Here is a 25,219-nt window from a genome sequence, read left to right as displayed (position 1 = left end):
CCACTAAGATCCGATGAAAGTATGAAGCCTATGAAGCTTTTAATTATATTATTAAGTTGTATTGTGTTGTCTTCTTGTATCCCTCACAAAGATACGGTTTACTTGCAGATTAAAGAGGGAGCTATGACGGACAGTATTGCTCATAATCTTACCGAAATTCAAAAACCTTACCGCATACAGGTTAACGATATTTTAAATATTAGAGTTAAGGCTTTAGACCAAGAAACGGTGTCTATTTTAAATCCTTCAGGCGATGAAAATTTAAATGCCAGTAGTGCAGAACGTGCCTATTTTGATGGATTTACAGTAGATGTTCATGGTAATATTAGAATTCCAACCTTAGGGTATATCAATGTTTTAGGCTTTACCACTGAAGAAATTGAAAAAAGAATAGAGGCCAAACTTTTAGAGGAACAATTTAAAGAAACCGCCAATATCTTTGTCACTGTAAAACTAGCAGGATTACGTTATACGGCTAATGGAGAAGTGGGCTCACCGGGGAGTCAGGTGTTGTTTACGGAGCGGGTTAATATTTTCGAGGCCATTGCTAATGTGGGGGAGATTCCGGTGACCGGGAACAAAAAAGATGTGCTTATTATTAGACAGTATCCCCAAGGTCAAAAAATTCATCATTTAGACCTCACGGATGTAAAAGTAATGCAATCCCCTTATTATTACATTCAGCCTAATGATATTATTTATGTAAAGCCTTTAAGACAGAAAGCGTTGGGAACAGGAGAGACTGCGGTGTCTAGTATTGCGACGATAGCGTCTATAGTCTCATTACTGAGTACAACGATTTTACTCTTCACTAGATTATAAAAAGTGTTATGAGAGAATATGAAGAATTAGAAGATCATGAGTCCCCAAGTATAAGTTTTGACTTTAGGGGATATCTTTTCAAAGTCTTAAACCTTTGGAAGTTTGTACTGATTTGTATTGGTACAGCACTTTTGATTGCTTATTTTATTAATGTTAGGAAGCAAAATGTATATAAATTAGATTCTTTAATTTCTGTTGAAAACGATCAGAATCCTTTTTTTACAGCAAATACCAGTATTTCTTTTAATTGGGGAGGAACCTCCGGGAAAGTTGGTAAAGTAATGACGGCTCTTAAAACCCGTACCCATAATGAACTTGTTATAGATTCATTACAGTATTATATACAGTATTTAAAAGAAGGTAAATACCGCAAAATAGATATCTATAAAAAGGTGCCTTTTGAGTTTATAATTGACAAATCTAAATTTCAAGTTCTAAATTATCCTATAGGGATTCGGTTTTTAAATGCTCAAGAATTTGAGGTATTCACGACTTTTGAAGGGAACAGTGCGGTAGCCCAAAAGTATGGCGATAAATCTAAATCTTCTGTAGATATGCCTAATGGGTCGTTTTCGAAACGTTTTAGAAATGGTGATATCATAAACCTACCATTTCTTAACGGAGAGATAAGAGTGAAGCCTTCTCGACAGATTGCTCCAGGAGTAGAATATTTTATTCAATTTAGTAATTATGATGGCGTCGTTAATAAGTACAAGAATAGTATTATAGTCAATACGTTAGGGGCATCATCAGGTTCTGTTTTAAAATTGCAATTGGCAGGATTTAATAAAGACAAAATTGTAGATTACTTAAACGCTACCTCTGCCATACTGAGAGAAAGTGAGCTTAGGCGAAAAAATTTATATGCAACCAATACTATTAAATTTATAGATAGTAGTTTGGCAGCTGTCAATAATAACCTTAAAGATGTTACTAACGAAATGAATAAATTTCGAAGTCAAAATAAGGTTTTTGATGTCAGTTCTGAGATTACTCAAATATCTCAAGAATTAAGGCAGTTTGAATTGGAGGAACGCGCCGAGACATCTAAATTAAATTATTTAGATAATCTTGAGGTTTATTTAAATACTAAAACGGATTATAGCAATATAGCGGCACCAACCAGCGTTGGAATTGAGGAATCTAATATTCTCAGAAGTGTATCAAAAATTGTAGAACTGGCAGCAGAACGTCAGAATTTAGAGTATACTACAAAGGAAAGTTCTGGGCTTTTTAAAGATTTAGATCGCCGTATTAGTTCAGAAAAAAACGTTTTGCTAGAAACGATTGATGCAACAAAACGTAGCATCAATGGAGTTATTAAAGCATTAAATAGCAAAATTGCTGCGTTAGAGGCTAAATTAAGTGAGCTGCCCGAAGATGAGCAGCAGTTTTTAAAAATTCAACGGGAATTAGACATTAGTCAAGAAGCTTATGACGTCTATTTAGCGAAGCGTAGTGAAGCTGCGATAGTAAAAGCTGCAAATATTTCGGATATTACGGTTATAGATGAGGCTAAAGATATAGGGGGAGGCTTAATTGGTCCTAATAAGTCTTTGAACTATATGATGGGCTTAATGATGGGATTTTTTATCCCTATGCTTTTGATATTTGTGGTGTTTCTATTAGATAATACTATTCACGGTTCAGATGAGATAATGCGACTCTCAAAAATACCTATTCTTGGACTTGTAGGGAAGTATCGTTATAAAAACAATTTAGTGGCCTATGAAAAACCTAAATCTGCTGTAGCAGAATCATTTAGAGCCATCCGTTCTAGTCTACAGTTTATTTTTAAAAATCAAAATAAAGGCGATAAAGCACATACTATGATGGTAACCTCATCGGTTAGTGGAGAAGGAAAAACCTTTACCTCTATAAATACGGCGACGGTATATGCACTCTCTGGAAAAAAAACCATTCTTGTAGGTTTAGATTTGCGGAAGCCTAAAATCTTTGATGATTTTGATATTACCAATGAACAAGGTGTGGTAAATTACCTCATTGGCGATAATACTTTAGACAATATCATCACGCATACCCATATTGAAAATTTAGACATTATAACTTCAGGACCAATTCCACCAAACCCCTCGGAATTATTAATGAGTGATCGGCTAAGTGCTATGATTGCCACCTTAAAGGAGACTTATGATGTGGTTATTCTAGATACCCCTCCTCTAGGTTTGGTAACTGATGCTTTAGAGTTAACCCAATATGTAGACGCCACTATTTTTATGGTCCGTTTAGATTATACCAAAAAAGGGATGCTTCAATTGGTTAATGCTAAACATCGTAGTGGGGAATTAAAAAATGTGAATTACATTCTTAATTTCTACCGCCATAAAAATAATAGTAATTATGGATACGGTTATGGCTATGGATACGGTTACGGCTATGGTTATGGGGTGTACGGAAACAGTTATCACGAAAAAGATGACAATTCCATAATTAAAAAGATCAAACAGTTTCTAAAGCGTATATAGTTGATTTGAATAGCGGATATCGATTGGATAATAAAGCATAGAAGAAAAAGGATAGAGGGTAGGACCAAGAGTATCTTATAAAGTGGAAAGCATTTGGCTATTTTACACCGTTAAAAATGATATTTTTAGGTTTACCATTGATATTTATATTTCATGACCTTAATTTTAAAATAGAATCATGATAACCACACCACAACGATACTTTAAGCGTCTGTTTGATCTCGTTATTGTTATCTTGAGTATTCCTTTTATACTATTTCCTGTTCTCTTGCTGACGTTGATTGCTATGATTGATACTCGAGAGTGGGGGATTTTTAGCCAACAACGTATTGGTCAACACGGGCTGCCTTTTAAGATTTATAAAATCAAGACTTTAGCGGTAAGAACAGGGATTGGTGGTACAAGAGAAAATGGCCCATCATCTTATGGTCATTTTTTAAGACGCTCTAAACTCAATGAACTCCCACAGTTATACAACGTACTTAAAGGCGATATGAGTTTGGTGGGGCCACGCCCAGATCTGCCAGGTTTCGCGGATGCCTTAAAAGGAAAAGATCAGATTATTCTTAAAGTCAAACCAGGACTTACAGGTTTAGCTTCTTTAAAATACAGACATGAAGACGATATTTTAGCCCGTCAACCCAACCCTGAGGAGTACAATAGAACGATTATTTGGGTAGATAAAGTGAAAATTAATAGAAATTACATTCAAAATTATACTTTTTACTTAGATTTGAGTATCCTTCTTAAATCGATTTTAAATCAACCATACACAGATGATAAACACCACGGATAAAATAGCAATTATAGGATTAGGTTATGTTGGTCTACCACTCGCAGTGGAATTTGCGAAACAATTTTTAGTGGTGGGTTTTGATATTAATAAACCGCGTGTTACCGAGTTAAATGCAGGTGTAGATAAGACCTTAGAAGTAGAAAATGCAGATTTAGAATCAGTTTTAACTCAAGATTTAAACGCCAATTCAGGGTTGTTTATTACGGATGATCGAGAAGCTTTGGCCGTAGCGAATTACTACATCATAACGGTGCCTACCCCTACGGATGTTTTAAACAAACCGGTGTTCACCCCTTTAATTAAAGCGAGTGAAACGGTAGGTCAGGTGCTAAGTCCAAATGATATCGTTATTTATGAGTCTACCGTGTATCCCGGGGCAACGGAAGATATTTGTGTCCCTATATTAGCAGAAGTATCGGGTTTAACCTATAACAAAGAGTTCTTTGCAGGTTACAGTCCAGAACGTATAAATCCAGGAGATAAAGAACATACCGTAACTAAAATTTTAAAAGTCACATCGGGTTCTACTCCAGAGATTGCAGAGAAAGTCAATGCCTTGTATTTAAAAGTCATTACAGCAGGGACGCATTTAGCACCTTCCATTAAAGTTGCCGAGGCGGCTAAAGTCATTGAGAATTCGCAGCGAGATATTAACATTGCCTTTGTAAACGAACTCTCTAAAATTTTTAGATTGTTAGAGATTGATACCAAAGCAGTGTTAGAAGCAGCAGGGACCAAATGGAACTTCTTAAATTTTTCTCCAGGTTTAGTCGGCGGCCATTGTATCGGTGTAGACCCTTATTATTTAGCTCAAAAAGCTATAGAATCGGGGTATAATCCTGAAATTATTCTAGCAGGCCGGAAGATGAATGATAGTATGGGGAGCTACGTCGCTACGGAGACCGTAAAGATGATGATAAAAAAAGGGGCCACCATAAAAGGTGCTAAAGTTTTAGTACTAGGGATTACGTTTAAAGAAAATTGCCCAGATATTAGAAATTCGAGGGTTATTGATATTATAAGAGAATTAATGACTTACGATATTAATGTTGAGGTATACGATCCTTGGGCCTCCAAAGAAGAAGTACAGCAAGAATATCACTTAGACCTAATTAAAGATGATGAGGCCTTAAGTACAGATTACGAAGCGGTAATTTTAGCCGTGTCTCATAATGAATTTCTCAATATAGATCTTTCAAAATTGAAATCAGAAACCGGTGTTGTATTCGATGTAAAATCTTTACTTCCAAAGAACACCATAGATGCTAGATTGTAATGTATAACCATCCACACCATACCAAAGATCTCTCAGAATTCAGTTTTCTCATTACAGGGGGCGCAGGATTTATAGGGTCTAACCTTGTTGAGTATTTGTTAAAGTATAAGGCAAAAAAAGTACGTGTACTCGATAATTTTTCTAACGGCCATCGTAAAAATCTAGCCCCTTTTCATAGGCATCCCGCTTTTGAATTGATGGAAGGGGATATCAGAGATTTAGAAACCTGTAAATCGGCAATGGAAAATATGGACTATGTGTCACACCAAGCCGCTTTAGGTTCGGTACCGCGTTCCATTAATGATCCGGCCACGACTAATGATGTTAATGTGTCTGGGTTTTTAAATATGTTAATTGCGCTAAAAGAAAGTCCTACTGTGGAACGGATGGTATATGCCGCATCAAGCTCTACCTATGGGGATAGTAAAGCGTTACCAAAGGTGGAAGATACGATTGGGAAACCTTTATCGCCGTATGCGGTAACAAAATATGTGAACGAGTTATATGCAGATGTGTTTGGGACGACGTATAATACTGATGTTATAGGCTTACGTTATTTTAACGTATTCGGACCAAAACAAAGTCCGGATGGCGCCTATGCCGCAGTCATTCCATTGTTCATGCAAGCCTTAAAGGATGATAAATCTCCTAAAATTAATGGAGACGGAGAGCAAACGCGAGATTTTACCTTTATCGATAATGTGGTTCAAGCCAATGTGAAAAGCTTCTTTGCATCTCAAGAAGCAAAAAACGAGGTTTTTAATGTAGCCTGCGGCGAACGGATTACGATTAACTATTTATGGGAGTCCTTGCGTATAGCGGCCAATTCAGAGTTAAAACCTATTCACGGACCAAAACGCCAAGGGGATGTTAGAGATTCTTTAGCCGATATTTCTAAGGCTAAAAATCTATTGGGATATAAACCGATATATAGCGTCAGGGAAGGTTTGAAAATTACTTGGGATAAGTTTAATACCTAATGTTTATTTAGATTAAAATGCTTAAAACTTTATAAGATAAAACCTTGTCTTTTGTTATATTAGCCCCAAATAAAACCTAACGAACCTTGAGTACACCTAAAGATGATGCTTGGCTATATACCATTTCGTCTAAGCGCAAATTAATAGACTTTAATTTTAAGGAGATTTGGCGATATAGAGATTTACTAATTTTATTTGTAAAGCGTGATGTCGTTACTGTTTACAAGCAAACCGTATTAGGGCCTTTATGGTATTTAATACAGCCATTGTTTACAGCACTTACCTTTACTTTAATCTTTAATAAGGTTGCTAATATTGAAACCGGTACCGTGCCACCCTTTTTATTTAATTTAGCAGGGATATCTATTTGGAACTACTTTAGCACCTGTTTAACCTCTACAAGTGATACATTTAAGAGTAACGCTGCCGTTTTTGGAAAAGTTTATTTTCCGAGAATTATAGTACCACTGTCAATCATCATTTCTAATTTGATGAAGTTTGCTATTCAGTTGCTCATTTTTATTGCTTTTTATGTGTATTACTATCTTAATGGTGCTGCTATTCATCCTACCGGAGGTCTTTTGTTTTTCCCTTTTATAGTGATGCTTATGGGCTTGTTGGGCCTTGGGATTGGGATGATTATATCTAGCATGGTTACCAAGTACCGCGATTTAAAATTTCTACTAGGTTTTGGGGTGCAGTTGCTGATGTATGTATCTGCTGTTATGTATCCGTTGACGTTAATGCGCAATAAGTTACCGCAAATAGCATGGATTGTGGAGTATAATCCGGTTGCTTACATTATAGAAACCACACGTTATATGCTTTTAGGAACAGGCACCTTTAGTTTGCAAGGTATTGTATATACGGTAGCTGTAACTTTTGTTGTTCTGTTTTTAGGTATTATCATATTCAATAGAACCGAAAAGACGTTTATTGATACTGTTTAAATGGAATAGTGAGTAGTGAGAAGTGAATAGTGGAGTAGTGATTGGTGGAATTAACAACATCAAATCTCTTATAAAACATATAATTATTAATAAATGAGTGTCATTTTAAAAGCTGAAAATATAAGCAAGCAATACCGATTGGGTCTTGTGGGGACTGGTACTATTAGTCACGATTTAAACCGTTGGTGGTACCGTGTGCGTGGTAAAGACGATCCATATTTAAAAGTAGGCGCTGTTAATGACCGGAGTACGAAGTCTGATAGTAAGTATGTATGGGCTTTAAAAGACATTAATTTTGAAGTACAACAAGGTGAGGTTCTCGGTATTATTGGGAAAAATGGCGCTGGAAAATCGACGCTTTTAAAAATCCTATCCCGTGTAACTGGCCCTACCACAGGGGAGATCAAAACACGAGGGCGTATAGCGAGTTTGTTAGAAGTAGGTACAGGGTTTCACCCTGAGCTTACTGGTAAAGAAAATATTTATTTAAACGGTGCTATTTTAGGGATGTCTAAGGCCGAAATACAAGCCAAAGAAGCCGAGATTATAGACTTTTCTGGTTGTGCACGTTATGTAGATACCCCTGTAAAACGCTACTCTTCGGGTATGCGTGTGCGGTTGGCCTTTGCTGTAGCCGCTTTTTTAGAGCCCGATATTTTGGTTATAGATGAGGTGTTAGCCGTTGGTGATGCCGAGTTCCAAAAAAAGGCTATTGGTAAAATGCAAGATATCAGCAAAGGCGATGGTAGAACCGTTTTATTTGTCAGCCATAATATGGCAGCAGTAAAAAGTTTGTGTACCCGCGCCATTGTTTTAGAAAATGGATGTACGGTATTTGAGGGTGGAACGGATGAGGCTGTTAATTATTATTTAAATACGAATAGTCATGGGTTATTAAATTTTGTTGAATATAAAGAAGCTGATTTTAAAGAAAATTTATTTTTTGGTTTACATAAACTATCTGTACAAGCTTGCAATGAGACAATAGACACACCTATAGATAGAGATGATAAAATAAGAGTAGAGCTTGTGTTAGAAAAGAAAGTTTCTGATTTTTTAGGTGTAGTTCTACGATTTAAAGATGATTCGGGGCATTTTATTTTTGTCTTAGCTAAAAATACTACTAAAGATAGAGATAAAATAGGTGTATTTACATATGAAGTTATATTGCCAAATTACTTTTTTAATGAAGGAACATTTTATGTTGATTTACTGATTAATCATAATAGAAAACAAATATATTGTCAAAACGATATTGTAAGTTTTGTTGTCGCTCAAGAGAGTAAAGAGTTAGGGGTTTGGATGGGTAAAACAAAAGGGCCATTGAAACCAATATTTGATTGGAAAATCCTTGAATAAATGTGGTTTTTAAAAAAAATAAAGGGAATAAGGAAAATTAAAAAAAAATATCCTGTTAATTTTACTAACGATTTTTTATTTATTCATATACCTAAAAATGGTGGTTCTTCTTTAGTTAAAGCATTTGGTTTTAAAGGTGTTACTCATATAAAGGCTCAGGAGATTATAAATACAAACCGCAGTGAATTATTAAGGAGTAGATTTTCATTTGCAATTGCTAGACATCCATATGATCGATTTTTATCCTTGTACAATTATGCACGAATGCCTATCAGTCACTATCATAATAATATCGAGCCAGAAAAGGCTAAGCACGGTATACATTTAGATTATAAATTATTAAAAGATGCTTCTTTGTTAGAATGTGCTCAGTTGTTAAAAAAAGGTAAGTTGAAACATGATTTAGCATGGAATCAATGGGAGCCACAAGTAACATGGATATTTGATTCTTCTGATAAATGTTTGGTTTCAAAGATTTATCAACTAGAGAACCTTAAAGAACTAGAAGTGGATTTTTTGGAGAAATTTCAGATGAATTTAAAAATACCTATTGTGAATAAATCTCAAGGAGAAAAAGAAGACTTAAGTCAAGAAGTGAAAATGATTCTTGATGTTTATTATGATAAAGATTTTAAGTTATTAAATTATAAAAAAGGGTTATGAAAGTAGATGTTATAATAGCTGGAGGACAAAAATGTGGAACAACTGCTTTACATCATTTTTTAGGACAACATTCGAAAATTATTGTTTCTAATCCTAAAGAAATTGATTATTTTAATTATGATTTTAATTACAATAAGGGAAATTCATATTACCATTCTTTTTTTAAACATAAACCTTTTTTTCATAAAACAAGAGGGTATAAATTAATAGAAGCTACTCCTTCTTATATTAATGGAAGCTTATTTTGTGACATAAAACAAACAGCAGAAAGAATTAAATTGTATAACCCTGAAATAAAAATTATTTGTTTAGTACGGAATCCTATCGATAGAGCTTATAGTGCATATAATATGTTTAAAAAGAGGTATGAGCAAGGTAGGGATAATTGGTGGTTTGATTGGTTTGAGAAGCGAATAGGTTATAGACCTGTAGGAAGAAGAAGGTCGGCAGAATCTTATTCGAGTTTTGAATTTTTTATCAAAGAAGAGTTGGCTTGGCTCGAAGAAGGGGAGATCATGGAATGTCCGGTTTTATTAAATGGAAAGTATATTGAACAAATTAAAGTGTTCAGAGAGGTTTTTAATGAAAACTTAATAGTTGTAAAGAACGAATTGCTTGATAAGGAAACTGAAGAAATATTGAATAACATAACCAAATTCATTAATGTAAATAAAATAGATTGGAATTTTCTTAAAACAAAAAAAATATTTGTTGGGGATTATCAGAAAAACATAAGTCCCTTTTTAATGAGGGAGTTAGAAGCATATTATTTTGAATCTAACTCGAAGTTAGAATTACTTGAAGGAATAGGTTATAATAAGTAAATTATGATAAATGTAAGTATTATTATTCCCTGTTACAATTCACAAAGAACCTTAGAAGATACCTTGCAATCTGTCATTGATCAAAATTATAATGCCTGGGAAGCTATTATGGTTAATGATGGTTCGCCAGATAATTTGGAGGAAATTGCCTTAAAATGGACAGAAAAAGACCATAGGTTTAAATATTATAAAAAAACAAATGGCGGTTTAGGTAGTGCTAGAAATTATGGTATAAGTAAAGCTGTAGGGAGCTATATTTTACCGTTAGATTCAGATAACAAGGTTCGACCAGAATTTGTAAGAAATGCAATTAGCATATTGAATAATGAAAGTAATATTGGTGTCGTTTATGGAGATGCTATGTATTTTGGGGAAAAGTCCGGGATTTGGAATGTTGGTGATTTTGACCTATTCAAAATGTTAAATCATAATTATATAGACGCCTGTGCCGTTATCCGTAAATCACTATTTGATATTATTGGTGGTTATGAAGAAAATTTACCTTATCAAGGGCATGAAGATTGGGATTTTTGGTTAAGTATTATGAAAACGGATTTTAGTTTTTTTTATTTAAATAAAATTACATTTGATTATCGGGTGTCTAACAGCTCTATGATTAAGTCTTTTAACGACGATATGATGCAAGAAAATTTAGACTATATTAAACAAAAGCATTATCAACTGTATATAAAAGCTTATCAAAAACTGTTAAAAGAAAATATATATTTAAAAAAAGAACTTTCAACATCTGTATTTAGGAAAGTTTTTAACAAATTAAAATCATATTGAAACCGACTTTCTCTATTATTATTCCCAATTACAATCATTCTGACTTTTTACAGCAACGTTTAGATTCTGTTTTTAATCAGACATTTCAAGATTTTGAAGTGATTTTATTGGATGATGCGTCTACAGATGATAGTGCGTTACTTTTAAATTCGTATGTAAATCATCCAAAAGTAAGTCATGTTATTATTAATAAGGATAATTCAGGTAGTCCTTTTAAGCAATGGGAAAAAGGGATTGCTTTAGCTAAAGGAACATATGTTTGGATTGCAGAGAGTGATGATTATTGCGAGCTAAATTTTTTGGAAACCTGTTTAAAAACTTTGGTTGGTGATGTGGGAGTTGTATATACGCAGAGTTTAGATATAGATGAAAATGGAGATAAACTTTCTCATAGAATAAATTATACACAGTCTTATAAAACTAATATTTGGAAAGATGATTTTAAAATGGATGGGGCTAAATTTATATCAGATTATCTCCTTTTAAAGAATGTAATACCTAATGCCAGTGCTGTTGTGTTTAAAAAGGATATAATTAGCGATGTGTACTTTAATAAGGCTTTACTATCTATGAGGATGTGCGGTGATTGGTTTTTTTGGTTACAGTTAGTGAGTAATACTAATATTGCATTCATTAATCAGGATTTAAACTTTTTTAGACACCATAATCAGGTAAGTAGAAATCATTTTAATAGCAATAAAAAAAAAGTGCGACTGATAGAAGAATCTTTAATAAGACAATATTTGAAGGAGAAACAAGGGATTAACAATAAAGTAATGAATAATAAGTTGTTAGTTAACTGGTTTAAATTGCATACAAAAAAAGACTTATTTAAAAGAAGTTTTTATAGACTACACCCTTCTCTTTTTAAAAAGGTTGTATTCGCTTTTCAGTTTATTTGTTTTAAACTAAAAAAATACTAGTAAATGAATATTGCTATTTTCACACCAAGCCAAAACCCATATTCTGAAACTTTTATTCAGGCACATAAAAACTACCTTAAAGGGCAAGTGTTTTATTATTATGGAGGAAGGGGACGTATTCGGTTAGAAGCAGCGAACTCTTTAGTTTCTAAATGGGCGTTATTGAGATTACGTTTGGTTCGTAAAATAAAAAAGTATTCCTTTTCTTATATAAATGAAGAGGCAGTGCTTGCTTCATTAAAAGAAAAGAACATAGATGTTGTTTTAGTGGAGTATGGTACGCATGCTTTTAATATGAAAGATGTATTGGTTAAAAGTGGTTTGCCTGTAGTAGTCCATTTTCATGGTTATGATGCTAGTGTACATACAGCAATTAAAGCTTGTAATGATTATAAGGACGTTTTTAATTACGCTACAAAAATAGTTGCTGTTTCTACAAAAATGAAGCAGATGTTATTAGGTCTTGGTTGTCCTAAGGAAAAGCTAGTGTATAACGTGTATGGTCCTCAACCAGAGTTTGAAGCTGTTACACCAACCTTTGCAAAAAAACAATTCATAGGTATAGGTCGTTTTACCGATAAAAAAGCACCTTATTATACTATTATGGCTTTCAATGAAATTGCCCATAAACATCCCGATGCACATTTGTTGTTAGCGGGTAGTGGCTCTTTAATGAATGTATGTGTTAACTTGGTTAAACAGTATCAATTAGAAAAGCAAGTACAATTTCTAGGTGTGGTTACTCCAGAGGCTTATAGGGTTTTGTTGTCAGAATCATTGGGTTTTGTGCAACATTCCATTGTAGCTGCGAGTGGTGATATGGAAGGGACACCTTTAGCTGTACTAGAAGCTAGTGTATCAGGATTACCTGTAATTGCTACTAAGCATGCAGGAATACCAGATGTGATTATAGATGGAGAAACCGGTTTGTTATGTGAGGAGCATGATGTTCACGGTATGGCGAACAATATGTTACAACTTATGGATGATGTGGAATATGCTAAAAAATTAGGAACATCAGGGAAGCAGCATATTTTAAGAAATTATAATATAAAACGTCATATTGAGAGTTTACAAAACATCTTGAAAGAGACAGCTGATTATAAGCACACAGCAACTAGTTAAGTAATTACAGGGTTTATAATTTTCTTATAACAAGCTTGATAATCATGTAGGTAAAGGTATACATACGTATTTCTACGTATTTTTTTGTTTTGGCGTACAACTAATTAAAAAAAATGCTAACTTGGGGTTAATCAACTGCAATTCAGTTGGTTGTGTTGTTTAAATTCCTGAGCCTATGAAACCTACTAAACCTACCAAACGTTCAACATCCACTAAACGTACTAAGGCTACAAAAACAAAGCAAGTCCTTAAGCAGTCCCAACCCGAAGCTTTACAGGCTTTTCTGTCTAATAATCCAGAGGTGATCCGTAATGAGGAATGGCTTACAACAGATGAGGTTGTCAAGCATCTTAATATTAGTAGGAGTACCATTTACCGCCTTCGTAAAAAACGCGTCTTGCCCAGTTTTGTATTAGGACGTATTCCGATGTATCCTAAAGTTTTGCTGAATAAAGTTATGTTACAACGCGCTATTAATAGTTTAAAGAAAGAATGAGTTTTTATGGGACAAGTTTTTCACCAGGCACCATGAACCACTCACTACTTACTATCCATTTCTCACAAATAAAAAAAACGCAGAAAAGTAAAATTTACTTTTCTGCGTTTTTTAATAACCACCATAGGGGGTTAGGTTAATGTTACAGTTCCTAAATAGCTGCTTGTTGCTGCCAGTTTGGTGTCTGGTTTATTAAATGCAGCCCATATTTCTACGTCCTGCCCCGTCCAATAAGCGGGTAGTGAAACGGATGCTGATGTAGCATCGCGTGTATCTACTGCTAGGTTGGAATAAAACTCATCCAATCCCGGGGCAAAAACCACCACCATAAAATCGTCAAACGCCGAGGCATTTCCTTGACCGCTATTATCAGCCCAAGTAAAATTCAGGGTCTGTCCTGCGGCAGCTGCTACAGCACCGGCATCTATGCCACGTAAATCCCCTTTACTAATTAATACTTTGGTATAATCTATAGCAAATCCCAATCCGGTATCTATAACCGCTTCGGTAATATGGTACGAGGTGGCTAAATTATAACGAGATTTATCACCTTGTTTATTACCAAAGTACAAATCCAGTACGGGGACTATAGGTGTTAGGAATTGAATAACCGTTTTAAATTTTTCACGTTGTTCCAATTGTTTTACCGATGGGGTGTAATTACCCCGTGTTGGTAAACTGCGCATGATGTTTTTACCTCTCCAGCGCGACCCTACTACGTTGCCTACTTTACCGGAAAAACCGCCAAGTATGCCTTTGTCAAATGTTGCCATAATTCAAAAATTTATGATTAATAATACCTCAAGCTACTGCCTATTAAGCTACCAAACAAGAGGTTGAAACGTAGTGATTACTAGTGATGTCATAAAGTGTGTTGTGAACGAAATTAAACAGCTATGAAACAAGAAGACCTCTGCTGAACTCTACTGATTTAATGTGAACGACAGAGACACAGCCTGACAAGAACGCCGCGTTTTTGAGGTGGTTTCTTCGAGTTTCCTTCGGGATTCCTTCGATAGCGCTTTGGGTGTATATGCTAAAAATGGACCCATTTCCGAAGCCAAGCAAACTTAAACCAAGATTTCACCACGCACCACGCTTCACTCATTACCTATCATTCATTTATCAAAGAATAAATTCCCTATATTAGCCCAGCTATTAAAAATAATAAGATGTCTACTACACCATTGGTGTCTATAATTATACCCACTTATAATCGTGCCCATTTAATAGGAGAGACTTTAGATTCTGTGCTGTCACAAACTTATACCAACTGGGAGTGTATTGTGGTAGATGATGGCAGTACGGATGGTACTGCGGCCTTAATGGCTACTTATTTAGAAAAGGATTCTCGATTTCAATATCATAACCGACCAGACACATATTTACCAGGTGGGAATGGGGCTCGTAATTATGGGTTTGAGGTGTCAAAGGGTAAATATGTTCAGTGGTTTGATGATGATGATGTAATGTTGTTTAATTTTTTAAAAGTAAAACTGTTTGCGTTCAGTGAAGGGATAGATTTAGTAATATGCTCTTGTAAAAAAGTTGACAAATCATTAAAAGAAACTTCTATAGTTGATTTAAAAATAAAGACAATTTTGTATAGAGACTATGTGCTTTGGAATTTTAAAATTGTAACCAATAATGTAACCTTTAGAAGATGTTTTTTAGATAATACGGAACTTTTTAATCCTGAAATATTGAGAGGACAAGAGACTGAATTCTTCTCTCGGATATTTTATAATTTATCACAAGAGCAATGCGTTATTATTAATAAGCCTTTATTTTTATACAGACAACACGGTTCCACAAAGTCTGCTGAAAATAAGGTTTACGTTTCTGATTATAAATTCTCACAAAGCTATATTAATATAGAAAACTTGAAACGAGCGATAGAAATTAGAGATTGCCAATTAATCAATAGATGTTTTCAAACACTTATGGTGTATTTTTTTATGAGTTTAAAGCATGGTGATTATAATACAGCGGCATTTATTTACAAGCACTTAGGTCCCATTTTAAAACATGAAAATAAGTCAGTTTTTATGGAGTTTAAGTTTGTGTGTGGTAGTATGTTCAGGTTTAAACTTTATAGTTACAGAATTAATAAACGATGGAAAACTATGGAGTTATGTTAGAAACAGCTTTAATTTCTATAATCATCCCGACCTATAATAGAGCACATATTATAGGGGAAACTTTAGACTCTATAATTGCTCAAACCTATACCAACTGGGAGTGCATTGTAGTGGATGATGGTAGTACAGATAACACAGCCGAAATCATGTCTGATTATATGCTTCGTGATAAACGCTTCCGTTACTACAAACGCCCCGAAAATAAATTAAAAGGGCCTTGCAGTTGTAGGAATTATGGGTTTGAAAAAAGTAAAGGGGACTTTATTAATTTTTTTGATAGTGATGATATATTCATGCCCTGTGCTTTAGAGGAATGGGTTGGTCGATTTACTGATTGTGAAGATGTTGTTGTATCCAAAGTAGATGTTGTTGATTTAGAGACAAATAAAAAGAAACATACTAACAATTTTAAAACCCATGATTTGTTTTCTGATTTTATTTCAGGAAAAATGACTTTTTTTGTTAGTGGTCCTTTATGGAGTAGGTCGTTTTTACTGAAGCAAGAATATCTTTTTGACGAAAGTATACGTAATGTTGATGATTGGGATTTTAATTTACGAATGTTATATACTAAGCCGAAAATAGCTTATTTAAATTCTGCTAATATATTATATAGATGGCATGAAAACTCTTTTTCTAAAGAAATGAACAAACTAAATGAGGTTGAGATTCGGTCTGATTTAAAAGCTAGAGTTAAACATATAGAATTGTTAGAAAAGAATGAACTAAAAAAATATATAGTTATTTTGGAGCTACTCATAGTACAGCGTTTTAAACATTATTTGAGACGTGCTCTTGTTGAAAACAATAATATAAAATATTTTGTGTTACGTACATTATTAAAATTTCAATGGAGGCAATCTGATATACTGGGTGTGTTGAAAACTCTAATAGGTTTTGTGTCTTATACTATTTTTAATAAAGGTTATGTTTTGCTTAAAGACTAGTTAAAGGCTTAATCTCTAAAATTATTTTGAATGAATGACGTTGTCGTTTCTATTATTATCCCAACTTTAAATCGTGAAGCATATATCGGTTTTGCTATTCAAAGTATATTATCACAAACATATCCTCATTGGGAATGTATTGTTGTTGATGATGGAAGTACTGATAATACCGCAAAAATAATGGCTGACTTCAGTCAGCAAGATACTAGGATAGCTTATTTTAAACGAAGTAATGATTTCCCAAAAGGTGTAAATGGGGCAAGAAATTTTGGCCTATCTAAGAGTAAAGGTGCTTTAATAGCTTTTTGTGATGATGATGACTTTTGGTTGTCTGATAAATTAGAAAAACAAATACCCGTATTTAAATCGAATCCCGAAGTAGGCTTGGTAACCGGTAATATTGAATTTGTTAATACTGATGGTGTTCGAACCGGACGTGTCATAAAACAAAGAGGAAATCATGGTTATGTTTTTAAAGATTTATTGTTTAAAAATCGACTTTCTATGATTACGCCAGTTTTAAGGCGAGAAGTTTTTGATACCGTTGGGGTGTTTAATACTGATTTTAGAATTGAAGAGGATTGGGAAATGTGGCGTCGCGTGGCTTATTACTACCCATTTTATGCCTTGCCAGATGTACTGGCATGTGTACGGAAGCATGATGACAATACCTCTCGTATGGTTAATACAGATCCTTATGAGCAATTTATAAGATATCGAGCATTGACTAAAGCGCTTCTAAAATGGGGAGAGCTGCATTTTACAAAGAAAGATAGGGGGTTAATTGCTAAAGTTGAAGCGAAACGCTACAAGCAACTGTTAAAGAATCATTGTCCAGGACTTCAAATTAAAGTGAATTTGATTATTAGTGTTTTTAAAATAAATATACAGGAAGGAATGCGGTTTGGGTATTTTTTATTGAAATATGGCGTATTTAATAAGTGAGTTTAATATTAATTTATAGATTTAAATAATGGAAGATAAGCTTACAACAGAAAAATATTGGGAAAGTTATTACAAACATAGTCATGTAAACAAAAAGCACATTACTACAGTTTGTTCATATTATGATAGAATTTGGAATGTCTTTATAAAAGATAATGATGAGAAAAAAAGCGTTATAGAAATAGGTGGCTTTCCAGGACGTTATTTAGCATATCAGTATAAGCTTAAGCCAACTTGTCTAGATTATAATTCATACATTACACAAATAGAGGGCTCCTTTAAAGTGATGGATGTACCAAAATATCATATTGTTCAAGAGGATTTTACGAAGTTTAAACCACAAACCTCATATGATTATGTGATGTCCAATGGTTTTATTGAACATTTTGAAAATTACGATACTATTTTAGATTTACATGTAAAATATATGTCTGATCAAGGACGTTTATTGGTCATGATACCTAATATGAGAGGGTATATAAAGTTCTATAAATATATGGTGGATTATAAAAATTTAAAGGTTCATAATTTAAAATGTATGAAACTTCAGGTTTTTGAAAATTTTGCAAAACGAAACAATCTATCGTTACTCTTTCTAGATTATTATGGAGGTTTCCCTTTAGGTGTACACCAGAAAAATAATTTGATTCAAAAACTTATTTATAAAGGGCATCGTTTATTTTTTAAATACTTTGCTAATGAAATATTAGAAAAACATTCTTCTAAATATTTTTCATCAGCCATAGTAGGGATTTTTGAAAAAAAAAAATAAGTTATGTGTGGATTTATAGGTGAGTATACATTTAAAAATTACGAAGTAACCCAATTAACTGAGTTTAAAAAGCTTTTAGCAATGTCTAGGCATCGTGGTCCTGATGCAAGTGGCATAGAAACAGGGGCTGGCTTTCAGTTAGGGTTTAATAGGTTGGCTATTTTAGACGTTTCTCCGCAAGGTAATCAGCCTAAGCAAAGTCCTAGTGGTCGTTATCATGTTGTTTTTAATGGTGAAATTTATAATTATAAAGCTTTAGCTCAAACCTATGGACTCACCAATTTACACTCAACATCCGATACCGAAGTGCTTATACATTTATTGGATAAGAAAGGTGTAGAAACTACGGTGCAGCTTCTAAATGGGATGTTTGCCATAGCTGTTGTTGATACTGAAAAAGACTGTTTGTATCTTACACGTGATTTTGCAGGTATAAAACCTTTGTTTTATGGTGTAGCTCAAGAGGGGGTAGTTATGGCCTCACAGTTTGATCAGGTATATAAACATACTTGGTTTTGTAAAACCTTGGCGTTGGTACCCGAAATAGTAAAAGAATACTTTGGTTTTGGTTATATGCAAGCACCAAATACTATTTATAAATCTATTTTTCAAGTAAACCCTGGTGAATTATTACAAATAGATAGACAAGGAAATGTTACTAAGAAGGCTATAGTTTCCTTTAAAAAAACGCAAAAAGCGGTAGAATCGACAACAGATTTATCTGCTATTTTGCAAAATGCTGTTTCTAAACAATTAGTGAGTGATGTACCAATTGCAACGTTTTTGAGTGGAGGGGTGGATAGTCCTATAGTTAGTGCATATGCTAAGAAGCATATTCCAGATATTGAAGCTTTTACTTTAGAAGTAGATAATCCAAATTTAAATGAAAGTGAAATAGCGAAGGCTTATGCAACACATTTAGAAATAAAACAACATATTGTAGCCGTACATGAAAGGGATTTGTTGTTAGAAATAGATTCACATTTCAAGGCATATCCAGAACCTTTTGGAGATTACTCAAGTATTCCAACCTATGTTATTTCAAAAGAAGCTAAAAAGAAACATACGGTGATGTTATCAGGAGACGGAGGTGATGAGTTGTTTTTTGGTTATCCAAGAATGTTGGATGTTTTACAAAAACGTTGGTGGTTTAAGTTGCCTTTTTTTCTTAGAAAACCTTTAGCTCAGATCACTAATACCTTAGGTCTAACTAAAACTTGGGCCCCTTATTTTAAAAGTTTGGATGCATTTATTGCCAATAAGCATTTAAAACTTCCAGTAGAAACGTTAAGTGCTGCTTTTCCAAATACATCATTTTCCAAATCTATTAATAACTTATATTCCTTTACGAACTCAAATAATAGTAGGTTATTGCACGAACAACGCTGGAATGAATTTTATGCGCATATGCAGAGAGTTTTAATAAAGGTAGACCGTGCTAGTATGGCACATAGTTTAGAGGTTCGAGTACCATTTTTGGATAAGAATAGTATTGAGAGTGCTTGGCAACAAGAAGGCGAATTACATAACATGCAAGATTTAAAAAAGAATTTAAAAAAGTTGTTAGCCCAAGAGATTCCAGAAACACTAATAAATCAAAAGAAAATGGGGTTTACGGTACCTTTAAATAATTGGTTACATAAAGAGTTGCGTGCTGATGTTATGCATTTTGTTTTTGACACCCCTTTTTATGGTAAAGAAGCCATGGATGTATCAGTTCTGCAAGACTATGTTACGGATTTTTATGCGAAGAAGCATGATAATGCTTGGGGTGTTTGGCATATTTATGCTTGGCAAAAGTGGGCGAATTTACATGTTTAATGTGACGAAATATCAAATCTAAATAAGATAGACTTTAAAAGAAACAAGTAATTGGACATCTTGTTTGAAAACTACAGTAAACATAGTTGTTTTTAATAAGGGAATATAGCCTTTTTGGTTTCAAAAAAACTCTTCAGATACCTTAATGTAACGTCACCTTTTTTATTATATTAGCTTGCTAGTAATATGACAACAATAAAGAGCCCAATATTGCCGACAAAGCAGGTCTTTGTTAAAAAAGCTAAGATGCCACATGAGTTAAATCTTGAGGCTATATGCATATATGCCGCTACGGGGTTTTTTATGGATGGTGATACGTATTATAAAGACGAAATTTGTTTGGCTCCAGGACATCGTCATACTTTAGATGCAGATGGTTATTTAATAGATAGTACGCCGTGGTTTGAATGGCATTATACCCCTCGAGACCTAACATTTGAAGCCGCTTTAAAAGAATATGTTGATTTATTAACTACTATCACCAAAGATCAAGTAGGTGATAGCCCCGTTATATTACCGTTATCCGGTGGCTTAGACAGTAGAAGTCAGGCCTTAGTTTTTAAAGATTTACCCAATAGGGTATCGGCTTATAGTTATTATTTTCCTGGCGGATATCCTGAGCATAAAATAAGTAAACAAATAGCCGACGTTTGTGGGTTTGATTTTGAAGCCTATAGTATTTCTAAAGGGTATTTATGGGGCTGTATCGATGATTTGGCACAGCTAAATGGCTGTTTTTCGGAGTTTACCCATGCAAGGCAAATGGCGGTATTACCGGAATTGAAACAGAAGACGGGTGTGTTTTCTTTAGGGCACTGGGGGGATGTGTTGTTTGATCGCGGTGCTCCAGATGGGGTGGCAGAACAAGATGTTATTCCGTTGCTTTTAAAAAAGATGTTAAAACCGGGAGGCTTGGAATTTGCAGAAGCGCTTTGGCAGGCATGGGGATTAGATGGGACTTTTAAGTCCTATTTAGTATCTCGTATAGAAGCCGGTTTGGCTAAAATACCGATTAAAAATATTAGTGCCCGTATACGAGCCTTTAAAACCTCGCAATGGGCACACCGATGGACCACCACTAATTTGCAAGTGTTTGCAGAGGCAAACCCCATTACCTTACCGTATTATGACGACCGGATGTTGCAGTTTATTTGTACGGTTCCAGAAGCATATCTTGCCGATAGGCGTTTGCAAATAGCCCATTTACAACAGAATCAAGCCATAGCAGAAATTACATGGCACCAGCAAAAGCCGTTTCATTTAAATAATTACCAATACAATAAAGTACCTTATAATTTACCTTATCGTATTTTAAATAAGTTGCAACGTGAGCTTAAAGCGGCTGTGGGGAAGCCTTATATTCAGCGGAATTTTGAACTGCAGTTTTATGGGGAAGCCAATGATGCGCAGTTAAAAGAACGTCTTTTTGATGATTCTTTTTTAGCATTTATTCCCAAGGAGGTGGTTGCTGCATTTTATGATAAATTTAAAAACGTGGATGCTGTTTATTATTCCACACCTGTAAGTATGTTATTAACCTTTTCCCTTTGGAAGAAACACTTTTACACCAAATAATGTATGCAATTATCTGTTGTTATTCCTGTTTATAATGGTGCTGATTTTATTGATAAATCCTATCAGTCTATCTTAAATCAACATGTAGATGATTTTGAAATTCTATATGTAGATAATAATTCTACAGATAGTTCGGTACAAAACATTCAAAAATTAATAACACAGGATAAAAGAGTCAAGCTTTTTAAGCAAGCCAAGCAAGGTGCTGCACCTGCCCGAAATTTAGGTATTGAAAAGGCTAAAGGGGATTATGTTTATATGTTTGATGTGGATGATGAGATTTATCCGCATGCTTTACATAAAATGCTCGCTGTTTTAGAAGGCAATAAAGATGTGGATGCTGTATTTGGTAAAATGGTGAAATCCTATAAAGGGATTACTGAAACAGAGAAACCAACCGATGAAACTGATAAGGTAGTTTTTAAAGAAAAACCCTATTGGGGGTTATTATGGTTTGAGCACTTAAAACATGTGGTAGGACCACCTGCCTTCTTATACAGACGTAGCGTCTTTGATAAAATAGGTGTGTATCCTGAAGAAATAAAAATAGGAGAAGATACGGCATTCGATATAAGATTAGGGATGACTAGTGCTGTAGCCTTTTTAGATTCCTATGTGTATTTGTACTATAAGCATGAAGTGTCAACAATACAACAATCGAAACGCCAGATGCCACGCGCTTTCATGATATGGCCTAGGCTGGTAAAAGCACATTTACCTTTTTATTTAGAATATAATCCTCCTAAAACATTTAAAAAGATTTTATTTAGTCAGCTATTTCAATCTATGGGTAGACAACTTGTTTATACGCCTGAATTTAAAGAACGAAAGCGTTTAAAACAGCAATTATTTGATGATATTAAAGGAATAAGTATTCCAATTTCAATTCGATTATATTTATCAATATTAGTTATATTGCCGTTAGAAGTGCTAAGGAAAATTTATGGGTATCATTTGGTGCCTAGAGTCGTTAAGCAACTTACGGATTAAATACAATACATTTGAAACCAACTCATTTCATAAAAAAAATCAAGAAAAAAATTTTAATTCCTAGCCTTTACAGACGCTATGTATTAGGTAATGGTGTTATTCAAGAAGACATAATACAAACATTGAAAGTTAGAGGGAGTAAGGTGCAAAATGCTTCAATAGAGCAACAGTTTAAACATTTAATGACTTATTACCCAGATTATGCTTTTGTCTTTTTTTGGCGTATAAATAAGTTAAACTCGCAATGGCGAAAAGTATTTGTAAGTGATATCCCGTGTAAATTATTTAGAAACACAAAAATAGCCGGTGGGATGCTATGTTATCATCCTTTTGCTAGTGTTATTAATGCGGAATCAATAGGAAAAGACTTTCAATTCCGCAATGGTTTAACCATTGGTAATAAAGGTAATGATAATCAATTACGTCCAATTATTGGAGATAATGTAACAGTCGGCGCTAACGTGGTAATTATTGGTTCTATCAAAATCGGCAATAATGTCGTGATAGGGGCTGGATCGGTTGTAGTAAAAGATGTGCCTTCTAATTGTGTGATTGCAGGAAATCCAGCAAAAATTATTAAAGAAATTGATGAGCTCTAAAAAAATACGTGTTTTATTTACTATCTCTAATTTTAATACGGCTGGAAGTGGTAAAGTTGTTTATGATTTAGTTAAAGGACTTGATAAGAATAAATTTGATATATCTATAGCTTGTGGAAGTTCAGAGGGCTCCTTTTTTAAGGTTATAGAGTCTTTACATGTACCAATTTATATTTTTGAGACGAAGGTGCCTTACAGGCCTTACATATCGTTGCCATTTCGTATAGTACCGATAGCGCGTTTTTATAAGCAGCATGATTTTGATATTATTCATTCTTGGCAATGGAGTAATGATTGGACGGAAGCCTTAGCGGCGCATCTGGTAGGTAAAAAATGGTTGTATACTAAAAAGGCTATGGGCTTTAATAAGCATTGGCAAATAAAAAGTTATTTAGCCCATTTTATTATTACCATTAATGAAGAGATGGGGGGGTATTTTCCAAATAAAAAAGCCCAAGCTTTAATCCCTTTAGGTATTGATACGTCGTATTATAGTCCGCACGCGGTAACCAGTTATACCAAGCCAGCAGATACCCATTTTCATATTATAACAGTCGCCAATTTAGTGCCCGTAAAAGGGATACAAGTGTTATTGGAAGCTATGGCTAGGCTAAATGACAGCCAGGTGAAGTTAAGTGTTTTGGGAGATTTTGATAATGCTTATGGCCATGCTATGGTTGCTTTACGGGACCGGTTGGAGTTACAAGATCAGGTTGCTTTTTTAGGGAAAGCATTAGATGTGAGACCTTATATGAAATCGGCAGATTTATACGTTATTCCTACACTTGATGAAGGACGTAAAGAAGGTATGCCTATGGCGCTAGTAGAAGCTATGAGTATGGGGCTTCCTGTGTTGGGATCGGATATAACGGGTATTAATTATGTTTTAAAAGATTTTAAAGCGTTGTTATTCAAAGCAGGCGATTCAGAAGCCTTAGCTGAAAAAATACAAAACCTTAAAGAATTGGATTCCGCTGCTCTTGATGTCTTAGGGTGTAAACTTAGAGCTTATTGTGAAGCCCATTTTACGATGGTTACTTTTATAAAAGCACATGAAGCTTTGTATACTAAAATGATGAGTCATGAGGTCCTTTAAGAAACATATAGTTATAGTAGGTAGTGCTAGAAGTGGTACGAGTTGGCTTAGTGAAACTTTGTCGCAACCCCATCGGTATCGTATGTTGTTTGAGCCTGAACAAGAAACCCGAACTAAGAATGGGTATTTGTTATGTGATAAATGGTTTCATGGTACCGTATCATCTAAACCTGCGAAAAAATATTTGAAGCAGGTTTTTAGTAATACCGTAGATTGCGATTGGATTGCTCAGAATAGTAATCGTAAATGGAAACGGCATTTGTGGCCTTTAGTGCCAAAACGTTTTATAATTAAGTTTGTAAGGTTTAATTTATCTGGCTTGTATTTGCGTGAGGTGTTTAATATTCCAGTTATACACATTATTCGAAATCCTTATGATGTGATACGTTCACAACTACAAGTTCAGTTTCCTTGGTTATTTGATTTGTCGCATTTTACCGCACAACCTGATTTGGTTGCATTTATTAAAAAGGAGTTTGATTTTAATATTTCTAATTATGCCAAACTTTCTAAGACAGAAGTATTGGCTTTGCGTTGGTGTATTGAAAATGTGGTGCCCATTTCACGTTTTGCAAATTATTTAGAACGTATAACAGTCGTTAGATACGAAGATTTACTTGGCGATATTAGTTTATTGCGTAATATTTGCCATACATTTAATTTGGAGGTTGCACCAAATCTTGACGCTATTTATAATCGACCATCATCTAAAACACATCCGAAAGGCGCTTTAGTTACTAATAAGACCATGGATTTATCGGATGAAACTATAGCTGGAATTAATAACATTTTAGACATTTTTAAAACGGATTTATACGAACGACGTTTTAAATAGAATTAAACT

Annotated in this window: 24 protein-coding genes; 23 read left to right on the top strand and 1 reads right to left on the bottom strand. The window is 34.3% G+C overall.

Features of this window, described 5'->3' with window-relative positions; genetic code table 11:
• Positions 1–21 precede the first annotated feature (21 nt).
• The 13 genes from ACFQ13_RS01740 (at position 22) to ACFQ13_RS01680 (ending at position 13,489) form a co-directional block, all read left to right on the top strand.
• Positions 22–822 (top strand): polysaccharide biosynthesis/export family protein, encoded by an 801-nt coding sequence (locus ACFQ13_RS01740; RefSeq protein WP_386113379.1) that lies wholly within the window; start codon positions 22–24, stop codon positions 820–822.
• A gap of 8 nt (positions 823–830) precedes the next feature.
• Positions 831–3,308 carry a polysaccharide biosynthesis tyrosine autokinase gene (locus ACFQ13_RS01735; RefSeq protein WP_386113377.1) on the top strand — a complete coding sequence of 826 codons (2,478 nt, stop codon included), beginning with the start codon at positions 831–833 and terminating at the stop codon, positions 3,306–3,308.
• 178 nt (positions 3,309–3,486) lie between these two features.
• Entirely contained in the window at positions 3,487–4,104 is a 618-nt protein-coding gene (locus tag ACFQ13_RS01730; RefSeq protein ID WP_386113375.1) for a sugar transferase, read from the top strand.
• Positions 4,085–5,380, top strand: a complete 1,296-nt coding sequence (locus ACFQ13_RS01725; RefSeq protein ID WP_386113373.1) for a nucleotide sugar dehydrogenase — start codon at positions 4,085–4,087, stop codon at positions 5,378–5,380. Before ACFQ13_RS01730 ends, ACFQ13_RS01725 begins: the two co-directional genes overlap by 20 nt.
• Complete coding sequence (locus ACFQ13_RS01720; protein ID WP_386113371.1) at positions 5,380–6,360, top strand: SDR family oxidoreductase; 981 nt, start codon at positions 5,380–5,382, stop codon at positions 6,358–6,360. Before ACFQ13_RS01725 ends, ACFQ13_RS01720 begins: the two co-directional genes overlap by 1 nt.
• Positions 6,361–6,446: 86 nt before the next feature.
• On the top strand, positions 6,447–7,310 hold the full coding sequence (locus ACFQ13_RS01715; protein WP_386113369.1) for an ABC transporter permease: 864 nt from the start codon (positions 6,447–6,449) through the stop codon (positions 7,308–7,310).
• 93 nt (positions 7,311–7,403) lie between these two features.
• Positions 7,404–8,669, top strand: a complete 1,266-nt coding sequence (locus ACFQ13_RS01710) for an ABC transporter ATP-binding protein (protein WP_386113367.1) — start codon at positions 7,404–7,406, stop codon at positions 8,667–8,669.
• Positions 8,670–9,332 (top strand): sulfotransferase family 2 domain-containing protein, encoded by a 663-nt coding sequence (locus ACFQ13_RS01705; RefSeq protein WP_386113365.1) that lies wholly within the window; start codon positions 8,670–8,672, stop codon positions 9,330–9,332.
• Positions 9,329–10,156 (top strand): sulfotransferase domain-containing protein, encoded by an 828-nt coding sequence (locus ACFQ13_RS01700; protein WP_386113363.1) that lies wholly within the window; start codon positions 9,329–9,331, stop codon positions 10,154–10,156. The genes ACFQ13_RS01705 and ACFQ13_RS01700 overlap by 4 nt, the downstream gene beginning before the upstream one ends.
• 3 nt (positions 10,157–10,159) lie before the next feature.
• Positions 10,160–10,945 (top strand): glycosyltransferase family 2 protein, encoded by a 786-nt coding sequence (locus tag ACFQ13_RS01695; RefSeq protein ID WP_386113362.1) that lies wholly within the window; start codon positions 10,160–10,162, stop codon positions 10,943–10,945.
• Complete coding sequence (locus ACFQ13_RS01690; RefSeq protein WP_386113360.1) at positions 10,942–11,868, top strand: glycosyltransferase family 2 protein; 927 nt, start codon at positions 10,942–10,944, stop codon at positions 11,866–11,868. Before ACFQ13_RS01695 ends, ACFQ13_RS01690 begins: the two co-directional genes overlap by 4 nt.
• A gap of 3 nt (positions 11,869–11,871) precedes the next feature.
• Entirely contained in the window at positions 11,872–12,993 is a 1,122-nt protein-coding gene (locus ACFQ13_RS01685; protein ID WP_386113358.1) for a glycosyltransferase family 4 protein, read from the top strand.
• A gap of 175 nt (positions 12,994–13,168) precedes the next feature.
• Positions 13,169–13,489, top strand: a complete 321-nt coding sequence (locus ACFQ13_RS01680; protein ID WP_386113356.1) for a helix-turn-helix domain-containing protein — start codon at positions 13,169–13,171, stop codon at positions 13,487–13,489.
• A gap of 131 nt (positions 13,490–13,620) precedes the next feature.
• On the opposite strand, the gene ACFQ13_RS01675 is transcribed toward ACFQ13_RS01680, so the two are convergent.
• A complete protein-coding gene (locus tag ACFQ13_RS01675) occupies positions 13,621–14,262 on the bottom strand; it encodes a DUF6266 family protein (RefSeq protein ID WP_386113355.1) in 642 nt (213 codons plus the stop codon).
• 399 nt (positions 14,263–14,661) lie between these two features.
• Here ACFQ13_RS01675 and ACFQ13_RS01670 point away from each other — a divergent pair, with 399 nt between their 5' ends.
• From ACFQ13_RS01670 to ACFQ13_RS01625, 10 genes are all read left to right on the top strand, one after another.
• The gene (locus ACFQ13_RS01670; RefSeq protein ID WP_386113353.1) at positions 14,662–15,630 is read left to right on the top strand and encodes a glycosyltransferase family 2 protein; all 969 of its coding nucleotides are present in this window, start codon (positions 14,662–14,664) and stop codon (positions 15,628–15,630) included.
• Positions 15,606–16,577: a glycosyltransferase family 2 protein gene (locus ACFQ13_RS01665; RefSeq protein WP_386113351.1), complete on the top strand. Its 972-nt coding sequence runs from the start codon at positions 15,606–15,608 to the stop codon at positions 16,575–16,577. Before ACFQ13_RS01670 ends, ACFQ13_RS01665 begins: the two co-directional genes overlap by 25 nt.
• A 30-nt stretch (positions 16,578–16,607) precedes the next feature.
• Positions 16,608–17,522 (top strand): glycosyltransferase family 2 protein, encoded by a 915-nt coding sequence (locus ACFQ13_RS01660; protein WP_386113349.1) that lies wholly within the window; start codon positions 16,608–16,610, stop codon positions 17,520–17,522.
• Positions 17,523–17,550: 28 nt separating this feature from the next.
• Positions 17,551–18,294: a methyltransferase domain-containing protein gene (locus ACFQ13_RS01655; RefSeq protein WP_386113348.1), complete on the top strand. Its 744-nt coding sequence runs from the start codon at positions 17,551–17,553 to the stop codon at positions 18,292–18,294.
• Positions 18,295–18,297: 3 nt separating this feature from the next.
• On the top strand, positions 18,298–20,115 hold the full coding sequence (asnB, locus tag ACFQ13_RS01650) for an asparagine synthase (glutamine-hydrolyzing) (protein ID WP_386113347.1): 1,818 nt from the start codon (positions 18,298–18,300) through the stop codon (positions 20,113–20,115).
• A 246-nt stretch (positions 20,116–20,361) separates the two neighbouring features.
• A complete protein-coding gene (locus ACFQ13_RS01645) occupies positions 20,362–21,690 on the top strand; it encodes an asparagine synthase-related protein (protein WP_386113346.1) in 1,329 nt (442 codons plus the stop codon).
• Positions 21,691–21,693: 3 nt separating this feature from the next.
• Positions 21,694–22,680, top strand: a complete 987-nt coding sequence (locus ACFQ13_RS01640) for a glycosyltransferase family 2 protein (RefSeq protein WP_386113345.1) — start codon at positions 21,694–21,696, stop codon at positions 22,678–22,680.
• A gap of 11 nt (positions 22,681–22,691) precedes the next feature.
• Complete coding sequence (locus ACFQ13_RS01635; RefSeq protein WP_386113344.1) at positions 22,692–23,279, top strand: serine acetyltransferase; 588 nt, start codon at positions 22,692–22,694, stop codon at positions 23,277–23,279.
• Positions 23,269–24,375, top strand: a complete 1,107-nt coding sequence (locus tag ACFQ13_RS01630; RefSeq protein WP_386113343.1) for a glycosyltransferase family 4 protein — start codon at positions 23,269–23,271, stop codon at positions 24,373–24,375. The genes ACFQ13_RS01635 and ACFQ13_RS01630 overlap by 11 nt, the downstream gene beginning before the upstream one ends.
• Complete coding sequence (locus ACFQ13_RS01625) at positions 24,362–25,210, top strand: sulfotransferase domain-containing protein (RefSeq protein WP_386113342.1); 849 nt, start codon at positions 24,362–24,364, stop codon at positions 25,208–25,210. Before ACFQ13_RS01630 ends, ACFQ13_RS01625 begins: the two co-directional genes overlap by 14 nt.
• Positions 25,211–25,219 lie beyond the last annotated feature (9 nt).

This window comes from Winogradskyella rapida (assembly GCF_042675845.1).
Taxonomy (GTDB): domain Bacteria; phylum Bacteroidota; class Bacteroidia; order Flavobacteriales; family Flavobacteriaceae; genus Winogradskyella; species Winogradskyella rapida.
This window is presented reverse-complemented; position numbering and strand designations above follow the sequence as displayed.